Raw genomic sequence first — 12,097 nt, 5'->3', positions numbered from 1 at the left:
GCATGTCGCGCAAAAATGTGCAGCGGTTTTGCGATAACGACATGCGAAAAACAAAGACTTAAAGCGTGGCACCCGGATCTGATGGATCGTGACACGCTTTCGAAGCGTCGTTCCGGGCGGCCAGCATAGCATCGGCCACGGCAAGCGCATCCCTGTTGATTGCGACATTGTGTACCCGGAAAACAGCCGCCCCCTGCAGCCTGAGAAGCGCGCTCGTCGCCGCAGTGGCCGGATCGCGCTCCGCCGGCTCCCGGCCGGTGACGGCGCCGAGGAAGCGCTTGCGCGACGTGCCGGCCAGAAGCGGCAGGCCGAAGCGGTGCAGTTCCTCGAACCGCGCCATCAGTTCCAGATTTTCCTTCGGCGTCTCCTTGGCAAAGCCGAAGCCGGGATCGAGCACGATGCGGTCGCGCAGGACACCGGCAGCGGAAGCGATCTCCAGCGAACGCTCGAGAAAAAAGACCTGGTCATCGATGATATCGGCAAGCTTCTGCCGGTCGCGGCCCGTATGCATGATGCAGAGCCCCGCCCCGGTCTCAGCCGACAGCGCGGCGATTTCAGGCTCCTTCTGCAGGCCGAAGACGTCGTTGACGATATGGGCGCCGGCACTGATGGCAAACCGCGCCGTTTCTGCGCGATAGGTATCGATGGAAATCAGTGCTTCAGTCCGTCCGCTGAGCGCCTCGATGACGGGCAGTACGCGCGCCTGTTCTTCCGCCGGGCTGACGGAGGCCGCATCCGGCCGAGTCGACTCACCGCCGATATCGAGGATCTCGGCGCCGTCTGCGACCGCCTGCAGCGCGTGCTCGACGGCCCTGTCGACCGTGTCGTAGCGCCCGCCGTCGGAGAAGGAATCCGGCGTCACGTTCACGATTGCCATGATCACTGAGCGCTTGTTGAGCTCGATCTCGCGGCCATGGGCCACACGCCAGAAACTGCTATCGAGCTGTTTCACCAGTCTAATCCCGTCGCTAGCCAAAAAAGCCGCTATCCGATATTGCTCTTGCGGTGGCTATGCCCCAAGCTCCGCCAAACTTCAACACAGGTTCAGTTCAGAATGCCGCTTGCGTTGCGTTATATGCGCTTTCCCATCGCCTTTTCCATGATTGCCTTTTTCCTCTGCGGCCCCGCGGCAGCCGAAGTCGTTGCTACGAAAAGCTATTCCTATTTCGATATCAAGGGAAAGACGGCCGACGAGCTGGACGACGAGCTGAGTCGCCGTGGCCCTACGGCGAACGGCTCCTCCGCCCGCCATCCCGGCGCCACCAAGATCCGTTTCGGCGGCGAGGCGACCTATATCCAGGAAAATGGCCGCTGCCGCGTCGGCAACGTCAAGGTCACCGTCCACACACAGATCATCATGCCGCGCTGGAGCAACCGCAAGGGCGCGAGCCGTGAGCTGTCGATGATCTGGGATGCGCTGTCGAGCGATATCAGGCGCCACGAGGAGCGCCATGCGGAGATCGCCCGCACTCAGGCGCGTGCCATGGAACGCGAACTCAAGGCGCTGCCTTCGCGGCGCAATTGCGAGGCCATGCAGGAGCTCGTTTCGGATGTGTCGGCTCGCGGGGTAGAGGAGCACGACAAGTTGCAGGCCCGATTCGATCGCGTCGAGGCGGTCAATTTTCAGAACCGCATGCTGAGATTGATCAACAATAGACTCAAGGGCAAGGGCGGCGAAAGATAAGCTCTTTTTGCCCACAACGCGAGCAGAGAACGTTAGCTGCCCAATGAAACTTGTGCGAAGCTTGTGGAACTCCCAGCCTTTTACCGGTCATTTTTCATTCTGGTGGACTCAACCGGAACGCGGTAATATGACTATATTCGAAAGTGCAGTAAGGCAGCTGGCTTTCGTGACTGTGTTCTCCTGGCGCGTTCCGAAGCCGCGGGTGTTCCTCCCTCATCCGTAGGTAATGCGCCCGCCTCGCCTCGCCCGCCTCCGGCGTGCGAGGCTCTCTTTTTGGAAAGAGCTGCGATTTTGGGACTTAAGCCTGCCGTTCCGGCACGTGCACCGTGAGCCCGTCAAAGGCAGCCTTCATCCTGATCTGACAGGAAAGACGCGAGGTTGGGCGCACGTCGAAGGCGAAGTCCAGCATATCCTCTTCCATCGCTTCCGGCTGGCCGACGATCTCCGTCCACTGCTCGTCGACATATACGTGACAGGTCGCACAGGCGCAGGCGCCGCCGCATTCGGCCTCAATGCCGGGTACGGAATTGCGGACCGCATTCTCCATCACGGTGGAGCCTTGATCGACGTCGAGATCGAAGCGCGTTCCGTCAAAGGCGACGATGGTAAGTTTGGGCATCAGGGTTAGGTTCCGGTCTTTCGTAGTAGATGGGCGGATTTCTTCCGACAATTCGGCGCGTCAGTCAACATTGCCGGATCGCCCCGAGATTCGCAGATCGGCCAGGGTTGCGCCATTCTCTATGCGTCACGGAGGAAGTCGCAAAAAGACCCGCCGTTCCGCTATGGAACAGCGGGCCTAGCTCAGCCCCTAATCTGCCCTGCCTTATCCTCGGCAGAGTTTCAGAATGAAATTCTCGGCGTCGACGACGGCTGCACCCAACGCCGCCATGGCGGTTGCGTCGCCATTGTTCTCTTCGACGGCTTCCGCTGATTGCGAAACCCGGAAGGCGCCGACGGAGCTTGCTGCTCCCTTCAGGCGGTGTGCCGCAGCACCCACCCTGGCAGACTCGCCGCTTGCAATGTCCTGCAAGCAGGCGCGCGCCTGGCGCGCAAACATCTGGAGAACTTCGATTTCCACCGTCTTGTCGCCCATCGTCTGGCGCGCAAGATGAACAAGGTCGATCGGCCGGACCTTGGAGGGCGAAGGCCCTGTGGAATTGTCAGGTGCTTCGAATGCGATACTCACTGCTGCCATTTGCCAATTCTCCCGTCTTATATCGTCCGCGCTTGCTACTGTTGTGCGGTCGGAGAATGGCGATCCCGTTAAATTCCGGCGTATTCGGGGCGAAAATCTAACCATATGGTTAACGTCCCTTAAATATCGCTAAAATATCGGCTTTTGGGCCGCTTCCAAAATTTAAAGGTGTTAACAACAGGTTAAGAGGGATGGAAACGCAAGGGTTCATTAATTGTGTAGGCAGCCCAGATGTGTCACTACGATACTGTTGAGGCGGGCTCATGCCGCGCGCCTTTGCCGACAGAGTGGATAATGGTAGTGTTTTGATACCTTTCGTTTGAAAAATCGGCTATCTACTCTGAAATGACATGCTTATCCGTCCGTCTTGGATGGAAGGCTGGAATGGCAAAGGTTCTTTCCGGGCAAAGGCGGTGGCCCGGATGCGCTGCCGGACTGGCCGGGAATTGCGAGGCATATCGGAATGGCGAATAACAAGTACAATGAATCGATCGAGGACAAGGCGTTCAAGGCATTGGACGAGGCGCTTCAGATCGATTTCGGCCAGGAGAACGTGCCGTCTCGCCGCGGCAACGCGCCCCACGCCCCGGAGGCTAATGTGACTGACCCATCCAATGCCCGTAATCAGTCCCAGGAAGAAGCACAGCGCCGCCGCGGCCGCTCTGGCCGTACAGGCGATCAGCAGGCCCCCCGGGCACCGGCCTTCGCCCCGGCCAACGATGCCAGCCGTAATTCGCCCGCTTCGCTTCTGAAGTCGCTGGAAAACGGCTCCAGCCGCCCCGCCCTGCGCACGGCCGCTCTCGTTTCCATCCTGTGGGTCATCATCGGCCTCGGGCTGATGTTCATGCTCTATGCGCCGCAGATCTCGCAGATCCGCTCGCTGACCGATCTTGCCGCCCTGCCGGGCGTGATCGCCGGCATCGTCGGCATCATCGTGCCGGTCATGATGTTCTATGCCTTCGCCATCATGATCTCGCGCGCCCAGGACATGCGCAACGCCGCCCGCTCCATGGCTGAAGTTGCGCTGCGCCTTTCCGAGCCGGAAACCATCGCGTCCGAACGCATCATGACGGTCGGCCAGGCCGTGCGCCGCGAAGTCTCGGCGATGAACGAAGGCATCGAGCGCACCATCGCGCGCGCTTCCGAACTCGAAACGCTCGTGCATTCCGAAGTGAATGCGCTGGAGCGTTCCTATGCGGATAACGAACTGCGCGTGCGCGGCCTTGTGCACGAATTGGGCTCCGAGCGCGAAGCGATCGTCAATCATGCTGACCGCATCCGCTCCTCCATCGCCGGCGTTCACGACCAGCTGAAGGAAGAACTGTCGCTTGCGACAGAAGAGATCGCCATCCGCCTTGCGACCTCGGGCGAAGCCTTCGCCTCGCTGATCGATACGCGCGCTGCTGCGATCATGGAAAAGTCCGACAGCGCCATGCAGTCGCTCGGCACGCTGCTGGCTGCCAAGACCGACACGCTGCTCCATACGCTGACCGCGTCCGGCCTTGCGATCGGCAATGAATTCGACAATCGCTTGGACGCGCTGACCAACACGATCAACGAACATGGCGATCGCCTGCTCACCCAGTTCGAGACACGTGCTTCGACGATGGATGCGAGCACCGAGCGCCTGAACGCCGCCCTGCAGGAGCGCACCCAGCAGCTCAATGAAATCCTGGTTTCCCGTACCCGCGAGATCAATCAGAGCCTGACATCAGGCGAACGCACGATCGGCGGCACGCTCGACGACGTGCTCTCCAGGCTGAATGCCGCACTCGACGAAAAGGGCGCCAGCTTCCGCCAGAGCCTGCAGTCGACAGCCGACGATGCCGTCATGGATCTCGACGTGCGCTCCGGCTTCTTCGAGGAACGCCTGCAGACGACTGTCGCCCAGCTTTCGACCGCCTTCGACGAACGGGTCGCCGAATTCACCGATGCCTTCGACAAGCGCTCCGGCTCGCTCGACACCAAGCTCATCGAAAGCCTCACCCGCATCAACGAAACGCTGTCGGGCAACGCGGATTCCATCGAAGGCATCCTCAATACCAATATCGATCGCCTCGGCGCGTCGATGAGTGAGCAGTCGCTGGCGCTGGCGACCGCCTTTGCAACCGGCCAGGAAGTGCTGGAAAGCACGCTTGCCGACCGTGCTGGGGAAATCACCTCGGCGCTGACGACCCGTACCGGCGAACTTGGTTCGGCGCTGAGCAACGCCACGTCGGAAATCTCGTTGGCGCTCGCAGCTGGCACCTCCGAACTGCAGAACAACTTCGCCGCCCGGGCAGCCGAATTCCGCGATACGCTGCAGACGACCACGACGGAACTCGCCGCTGCCGTCGATAGCGGCACTGAAAAGGTCACGGGGGCATTCGGCGGTCGCGCCGAAGAGCTGAGCAGCGTTCTCGCCGCCCGCGCCGCTGAAATCACCGATGCGCTGAAGGCTGCGCATACCGGCATCGACAGCGTGATGACCGAACGCGGCGGAGCGCTGATCGGCGCGCTTGCCGACCACCACACCCGCTTCGACGAGGCGCTTACGAGCCGTTCCGAGGCCATCATCAATACCGTCTCGGGCACGCATGACCGTCTAGCCGAAACCCTCGACGAGAAGGCGATGGCGCTGGCGATCTCGCTGAACGAGACGCAGTCGCGCATCGAAGACACGCTCTCGACCCATTCGGAATCGCTCATCAATGCCGTTTCCGGCACCAATGACCGCCTCTCCGAGACGCTGCAGAAAAACCAGGCCCGCATCGAGGATACGTTTGCGGCCCGGTCCGAATCCTTCCTCAATGCCATCTCCGGTACGCATGACCGCCTCTCAGATGCGCTTGATGAAAAGGCGATGGCGCTTGCGATCTCGCTGAACGAAGGCCAGGCCCGTATCGAGGATACGCTTGCGACCCGCTCGGAGGCCATCATCGATGCCGTCTCCGGCACGCATGACCGCCTCTCCGATACGCTTGATGAAAAGGCGATGGCGCTTGCAATCTCGCTGAACGAAGGCCAGGCCCGCATCGACGACACGCTTGCCACCCGTTCGGAGGCACTGCTCAGCGCCGTTTCCAGCACGCATGACCGTCTCGCCGATACGCTCGATGAAAGGGCGATGGCGCTCGGCATTTCGCTGAACGAAACGCAGTCGCGCATCGAAGACACGCTCTCGACCCATTCGGAAGCCTTGATCAACGCCGTCTCCGGCACGCATGATCGTCTCGCCGAAACCCTCGACGAGAAGGCCATGGCGCTCGGCATTTCGCTGAACGAGACGCAGTCACGCATCGAGGATACGCTGTCGACCCATTCGGAAGCGTTGCTGAACGCCGTGTCAGGCACGCATGACCGCCTCTCCGAAACGCTCGACGAAAAGGCGATGGCCCTTGCCATCTCGCTGAACGAAAGCCAGAGCCGCCTGGAAGACACGCTGACGGCGGGCACTGATGCTCTCGTCCACGCGGCCACCGGCACGCATGACCGGATCGCCGCATCGCTCGGCGAAAGCCAGCTCCGCATCGAGGAAGCGCTCACGAGCCGCGCCGAATCCATCGTCAATGCCGTCACGAACAGCGCCGACCGCCTGTCCGATACACTTGACGAAAAGACCATGGCGCTCGCCATTTCGCTCGATGACGGCCAGAGCCGCTTCGAATCCGCGCTCGAAAACCGCAGCAACGCCATTATGGACACCGTTGCCAACGCCGAAGAGCGTGTTGCCGGCGCCTTTGCCGACCGCACGGAAGCGATCCGCGCCGCCTATACGGATAATCAGGCACGTCTTGAAACAGCGCTCGCCGAGCACACTTCCACCCTGTCCGAAGCCCTCGATGCCGGCAGCGCCCGCATGGAAGGCATCATCGGCAGCATGGCGGGCCGCATCGAGGATGGCCTTACCGACGCCCAGCAGCGTATGGCCGCCCTTGCCAACGATGCGGCAAGCAACGTTGAAGGCGGGCTCGCCGCCGCGCATGACCGCATCCGCACCACGCTTGACGACCGCACCAATGCCATCACGCTGACGCTGACCGAGGCCCATAACCTCATCAACGACACGCTCTCCGAACAGGCGACCTCGATCGGCACGTCGGTTGCGACGAGCATCGGCATGCTCGAAATGTCGCTGGAAGATCGCGAGGCTGCGATCCGCACTGCGATCGATAAGAGTGCACAGTCGCTTGAGGATCGCATGCGCGAAGGTGCCGGCCAGATTGCCGGCCGCTTCCAGGAAGCCGCCAACACGATCTCGCGTTCGGCCGCCGATTTCTCCGGCCATCTCGACCACTCCGTGGGCAACCTCACGGGCCGCTTCACTGAGACCGGCGCCCGCGTCGAAGCCAGCCTTGCCGCCATCGAGGCCCGTATTGCCGATGGTGTCGGCGGCGTGGCCGATAAGGTCGATGCTGCAGGCAGCCATCTCTCCGGCCTTCTGGATGACAGTATCTCCCGTCTGGGTTCGATCGGCGACGACACAGCCCAGCGCATCGCCGCAACGCTCGGCAACAGCGCCGCAAACCTGACCCAGGCGCTCGACAGCCGCACCGCAAGCCTGACGGAAGCTTTCGACGGCCGCGCCGCCAGCCTGACGGATGCGCTGCATGCCGGCAGCGCCAACCTTACCCAGGCCCTCGACAACAGCAGCGCCAACCTCACGCATGCTCTCGACAGCCACAGCGCCAATCTCACCCAGGCTCTGGACAGCCGCCGGGCACATCTTGCCGAAACGCTCGATAGCAGCAGTGCGAACATGGCCCAGTCGATCGACGGCCGGACCTCGGCTTTGAGCGACGCGATGGATCGCGGCTCCGCGCGCATCGAAGAGCGTCTCTCCACCATGGACCGCGCTCTGACCGTCGGTCTCGATGCCGTCAACCGCACGATTGAAGGCAAGGCAGCCGGTCTTGCTGCTAGCCTGCGCAACGCCGTTGCCGAAGCCGCCGAAGGTATGGATGGCGAAGCCACCAAGTCCTCGGAACTGCTCAGCCGCACCGGCCAGCAGTTCGCAGAAGCCATGGACGAGCGCTCCTCGCAGATCGTCAACCGCGTCGCCGAGGCACAGAGCCGCCTCGCCGGCCAGGCTGCCGCCGTTGCCCAGACCTTCTCCGAGGCCGGCAACGTCATCGTCAGCAAGGTGGCGGAAGCAGAAAATATCGTCAGCAGCCAGGTCAGCGCCATCAATCACGCGCTTGCCGGTGCCGGCCAGACGCTGGAAGCGCACGGCAATTCGATCCGTTCGACGCTGACGGATGCCGGCAGCCAGATCACATCTAGCATGGCCGAGGTCGACCGTGCGCTGGAGGCCCGCAGCAGCATCATCCGCTCCAGCCTGGAGCAGCGTGCCCGCGAAATCGACACGACGCTCACTGATATCGACAAGGCGCTGGAAGCACGCGGCAATTCGATCCGCACGACGCTCGACGAGCGCACCCGCGACTTGAACTCCATGCTTGCCGGCCGCTCCACCGAGTTGACGCGCATCCTGGATGAGACGGCACGGCCGATCATCGATCGCTACACCGACGCCGGCCAGGAAGCTGCAGCCCGCATCACCGCAGCCGCAAGCCTCAGCGCCGAGCGCCTGCGTGCGGAAAATGAAGCCCTCACCCAGGCTGTCGCTGCCCGTGCCGAAAACGTCGCCAATGCCGTCGCGGCAATCGAGAATAGCCTGACGAACAACGTCAACGGCCTTGTCCAGCGTCTGTCGGAAAGCAGCGCCGCCATGTCCATGATGATGACGCGCGCCGCCGATCAGCTGAGCGGCGTCGACAGCCGCCTCGGCGACACGACCACGCGCTTCACGGACTCTGCCGCCAAGGCTGCCGAAATGGTCTCCGCTTCGACCCGCCTTCTCGAAGGCAAGGTCGACCGCCTGTCGGATATTTCAGGCCAGACGCTCGCCCAGGTCGGCGGCATCATTGGCCGCTTCGACGACCATTCGAAGGTTCTCGGCCAGGCCTCGCAGCTTCTTGCTGCCGCCCAGTCCGGCCTCGTCTCGACGCTGGAAGAGCGTGAGACCGCCCTGCAGACGCTGGCAGCCGGCCTCGTACAGCGTTCGGGCGAGATCGAAAAGACCATGCGCGGCCTCGGCGGCATGATCGAAACGGTCTTCGAGCGCGCCGAACAGCGTTCCAATCAGGTCACCGGCACGTTGCGCCAGAGCGTGCAGGCCTCGTTTGCCGATATCGGACGCGTGCTTTCGGATACCGAGAAGCGCGCCGAGGAAGCAGCGTCCACCATGCGCGAAGCAATCAACCGCGCCGGCGAGGAAGCCAATGCGACGATCGACACGAGCTTTGCCAATGTCGAGCGCCGCTCCGGCGACCTCACCAACCGCCTGCGTGGCGGCCTGACGGCTTCGCTGTCGGAAGTCGAGCGCATGCTTGGCGAAGCCAGCCGCGCCTCCGACAATGCAGCGCAGAACCTGCGTGAATCGCTCCGCGATGCGATCGATGACGCTGTCGGCCGCTTCTCGGGTGCGACGGAAGATATCCGCCGCTCCGCAACCGATATCCGCAACGAACTCGACGCCACCCGCGCCGAACTGAAGCGTGGCGCCTTCGATCTGCCGGAAGAAGCCAAGGAAAGCGCGTCCGCCATGCGCCGCGCTGTCGCCGAGCAGATCAAGGCCCTGCAGGATATTTCGCAGATTGTCGGCCGCTCCAGCCAGCGTCTCGAAATCTCCGAGCCGGTCGCCCGCACGCTTGCCCAGGCCGAGCCCGCACCGCGCGTCACCCAGCCGGTGATACCAACGGCGCCGACGCCGCAGCCGGCACCGACAGCTCGCCAGTCGATCGAATCCATGGGCCTGCGTGGCACCATCGCCCCGACCCCGGCAGCAGCACCCGCTCCTGCTCCAGCTCCGCAGCGTCCGGTCGCTCAGGCTCCCCAGCCGGCCCCTGCAACAGTCAGGCAGGAAGCTCCGCGCACGGAAGCCACCAGCGGCGGCTGGATCAGCGATCTCCTGCGCGGCGCCTCGCGTGAAGAGACCGAGGAAGCATCGCGTGCCGCCCCGGTTCGTCCGGCAGCAGAAGCCGCCGCTCCGGCCCCTGCTCCCGCCCAGCGCGCCAATGACAGCCGCAACCCGCGTCATGTCGTTGAATCGCTGAACTCGCTCTCGGTCGATATCGCCCGCGCCATCGATCATGACGCCTCGGTCGATCTGTGGCGCCGCTACCAGCGCGGCGAGCGCGACGTCTTCACCCGTCGCCTCTACACGCTGAAGGGCCAGCAGACTTTCGACGAGATCAAGCGCAAGTACGATCGCGAGCCGGAATTCCGCACCGCCGTCGACCGCTATATCGGCGATTTCGAAAAGCTGCTCGCCGATGTCGCCCGCACCGATCCGAACCGCACGGTCACGCAGTCTTACCTGACCTCGGATACCGGCAAGGTCTACACGATGCTTGCCCACGCAGCGGGCCGGTTGAACTGAGTTGTCGGGTGGAAGCCTGACGTGGTGAGACAAAAGGGGGCATCTGTGGATGGCCCTTTTTTATTGCCCCGGCTCCTTCATTCCGTCACAAACATCCCTGATCCGCATGCACCAACGGGGCAGCCCCCACCAAGACCATCGCCAAGCCAATTGCCAAACCGCAATCACTTGCCACGACAGAGACCGTAGACATTGATGACCAAGACGACCTCCGGGCTGATAGTCGCCGCCTTATCCTCAGCATTTCTTCTGGGCGCGTTCATTCGGGCCGAAGCCGGCCAGGCAAGCTTCCTCGTGGATGTGCAGTCCGGTCAGGTTCTGGAAGCGTCCAACCAGGATGATCTGAACTATCCGGCATCGCTGACCAAGATGATGACGCTCTATCTCACCTTCCAGGCGCTGCATGACAAACGCCTGACCTGGGATCAGAAGATCACCATGTCGGAAAATGCCGAAAGCAAGGAGCCCTTCAAGCTCGCCATCGGCGCTGGCCGCAAGGTCACGGTCAAGGAGGCTGTCGAAAGCATCGTCGTTCTTTCGGCCAACGATTCCGCGGTGGCGCTTGCCGAACAGCTCGGCGGCTCCGAACAGGCCTTTGGCGCGCTCATGACGGACAAGGCACATCAGCTCGGCATGAAGGACACCATCTTCAAGAACCCGTCGGGCCTGCCGGATCCGGAACAGGTCACCACCGCGCGCGATATGGCGACCCTCGGCGTCTCGCTGATGCGTGACTTCCCCGAAGAGTTCAAGCTCTTCTCCATGCGCGGCTTCCAGTTCCGCGGCATGAAGCTGCGCGGCCATAACAACCTCATGTACCGCTACAATGGCGTCGATGGCATCAAGACCGGCTTCACCGATGCGTCGGGCTACAATGTCGTGACATCGGCCGCCAAGGACGGCCGCCGCGTCGTCGGCGTCGTCATGGGCGAAAAGACCGCGAGTATTCGAGACGACAAGATGGCCGGCCTGCTCGACAGCTACCTGCTTTCGGCCTCCACCGCGACTGCTTCGGCAACGGGCGGAACGCCGACGATGACGGATGCTCAGCCGACCAAGTAAGCCGCCCAGACAAGCTAAGAACGGATAAGGCCCGAAACCGTCTGACGGTTTCGGGCCTTATCTTTCTAAAGCGAAGGCTTAGATCGATGTTAGCGTCCAGCCAACAATCTGGTCGGTGACCGATGTAAAGGCACGGCCCAGCCCCTTGACGAAACTCACGTTGTCACCGCCGGCCGGAGCAGTGGCCCGGAAGACCTGCTGGGCACGCACTGTGCCGTTTCGATCGTTGAGGATCTTGGCGGAAATCTCCACCACAGCCTTGTTGCCAGACGCTGCGTCGATCTCGAAGGAGCGGATGTCGGTTACGAGCTGATAGTCTATCGCCAGTCCCTGCCCCGGCTTTCCGACGCCGCCGAGCTTTCCGGAATTCTCGAAGGCCTGGACGAGCTTCGACTGCACCATGCGCGGCAGCGTATCGCTCCACTGCGAGCGTGACAGATACTGAATTTCCGAGGGCGAAACGCGGATGACGATCTGGTCGCTGTTCAGCGCCTTCAATGCCGTCGGATCGGCAATCAGGATCTGCTTGCTCTTAGCCGAGGGACCGGTGCCATCGACCGTAGCTGCCGAGAGATCATAGGTGTCGTTCTTCGCCGTCGTTCCGCAGCCTGCAAGAAGCGCTGCCGTCAGCGGCAAAATAATCGCCGTTCCACGGATCCAGGAACGGCGCGACATCACATGCGATAGACCCATATTACGCTACCCCTGACCTCTGTTTTTCTTTCCCGCAATT

At 62.3% G+C, this 12,097-nt stretch carries 7 protein-coding genes; 3 read left to right on the top strand and 4 right to left on the bottom strand.

The annotated features are described in order from the left end of the window. Positions 1–58: 58 nt before the first annotated feature. Positions 59–952 (bottom strand): dihydropteroate synthase, encoded by an 894-nt coding sequence (gene folP, locus PMI11_RS34360; RefSeq protein WP_007826837.1) that lies wholly within the window; start codon positions 950–952, stop codon positions 59–61. A gap of 102 nt (positions 953–1,054) precedes the next feature. On the opposite strand from folP, the gene PMI11_RS34355 reads away from it, so the two are divergent. Continuing rightward, positions 1,055–1,684 carry a DUF922 domain-containing Zn-dependent protease gene (locus PMI11_RS34355; protein ID WP_007826835.1) on the top strand — a complete coding sequence of 210 codons (630 nt, stop codon included), beginning with the start codon at positions 1,055–1,057 and terminating at the stop codon, positions 1,682–1,684. Between the two features lie 298 nt (positions 1,685–1,982). Here the strand turns inward: PMI11_RS34355 and PMI11_RS34350 are convergent, their stop codons facing one another. Both PMI11_RS34350 and PMI11_RS34345 read right to left on the bottom strand, forming a co-directional pair. Next, a complete protein-coding gene (locus PMI11_RS34350) occupies positions 1,983–2,303 on the bottom strand; it encodes a 2Fe-2S iron-sulfur cluster-binding protein (protein ID WP_007826833.1) in 321 nt (106 codons plus the stop codon). Positions 2,304–2,507: 204 nt separating this feature from the next. Beyond that, positions 2,508–2,879 (bottom strand): Hpt domain-containing protein, encoded by a 372-nt coding sequence (locus PMI11_RS34345; RefSeq protein WP_007826831.1) that lies wholly within the window; start codon positions 2,877–2,879, stop codon positions 2,508–2,510. A gap of 463 nt (positions 2,880–3,342) precedes the next feature. Between PMI11_RS34345 and PMI11_RS34340 the strand changes: the two genes are divergently transcribed. After that, a complete protein-coding gene (locus PMI11_RS34340) occupies positions 3,343–10,302 on the top strand; it encodes an apolipoprotein A-IV repeat region-like domain-containing protein (protein WP_007826829.1) in 6,960 nt (2,319 codons plus the stop codon). Between the two features lie 195 nt (positions 10,303–10,497). Beyond that, positions 10,498–11,364, top strand: coding sequence for a D-alanyl-D-alanine carboxypeptidase family protein (locus PMI11_RS34335; protein ID WP_007826827.1), 867 nt, complete (start codon positions 10,498–10,500; stop codon positions 11,362–11,364). A 78-nt stretch (positions 11,365–11,442) separates the two neighbouring features. Here the strand turns inward: PMI11_RS34335 and PMI11_RS34330 are convergent, their stop codons facing one another. Continuing rightward, entirely contained in the window at positions 11,443–12,057 is a 615-nt protein-coding gene (locus tag PMI11_RS34330) for an ABC-type transport auxiliary lipoprotein family protein (protein ID WP_007826825.1), read from the bottom strand. Between the last annotated feature and the right edge of the window lie 40 nt (positions 12,058–12,097).

The organism is Rhizobium sp. CF142, from assembly GCF_000281145.1.
In the GTDB taxonomy this organism is placed as follows: Bacteria; Pseudomonadota; Alphaproteobacteria; order Rhizobiales; family Rhizobiaceae; genus Rhizobium.
This window is presented reverse-complemented; position numbering and strand designations above follow the sequence as displayed.

Bases quoted from the DNA above. Each gene is read 5' to 3' on its own strand.
- PMI11_RS34345 (WP_007826831.1), bottom strand. From the start codon at position 2,879: ATGGCAGCAGTGAGTATCGCATTCGAAGCACCTGACAATTCCACAGGG.
- PMI11_RS34350 (WP_007826833.1), bottom strand. From the start codon at position 2,303: ATGCCCAAACTTACCATCGTCGCCTTTGACGGAACGCGCTTCGATCTC.
- PMI11_RS34340 (WP_007826829.1), top strand. From the start codon at position 3,343: ATGGCGAATAACAAGTACAATGAATCGATCGAGGACAAGGCGTTCAAG.
- PMI11_RS34330 (WP_007826825.1), bottom strand. From the start codon at position 12,057: ATGGGTCTATCGCATGTGATGTCGCGCCGTTCCTGGATCCGTGGAACG.
- PMI11_RS34355 (WP_007826835.1), top strand. From the start codon at position 1,055: ATGCCGCTTGCGTTGCGTTATATGCGCTTTCCCATCGCCTTTTCCATG.
- PMI11_RS34335 (WP_007826827.1), top strand. From the start codon at position 10,498: ATGACCAAGACGACCTCCGGGCTGATAGTCGCCGCCTTATCCTCAGCA.